We start from the raw sequence: 323 nt of genomic DNA, 5'->3' as shown, positions 1-323 counted from the left end.
GGAGATGGTGGATCGATCCCATCCCAGCTTGTCGGTTGTCCGGCAATGCGCGCTGTTGTCGATCAGCCGGTCACATTATTACGGGCCGGTGCGGGGTGAGAGCGTAGAGAACCTGGCGCTGATGCGGGTGATCGATGCGCAGTTTCTGGAGACGCCCTGGTACGGCAGTCGGCAGATGACACAACATCTGCGGCGCCAGGGTCATGTCGTCAATCGCAAGCGGGTGCGCCGGCTGATGGGCCGGATGGGGCAGGCTGCCATCTACCAACGGCCGAAGACCAGCGTTCCCCATCCCGAGCACAAGATCTGGCCCTACCTGCTGC

Annotated in this window: 1 protein-coding gene; it reads left to right on the top strand. The window is 62.8% G+C overall.

From position 1 onward, the window contains the following. Positions 1–323 (top strand): IS3 family transposase (locus ACODTW_RS28315; protein WP_488949562.1); only part of this gene is annotated, 323 nt, incomplete at both ends.

It is taken from the genome of Niveispirillum sp. FG148 (genome assembly GCF_057809655.1).
The sequence above is the reverse complement of the archived record's forward strand: the minus strand, read 5'-3'. Positions and strand labels throughout refer to the sequence as shown.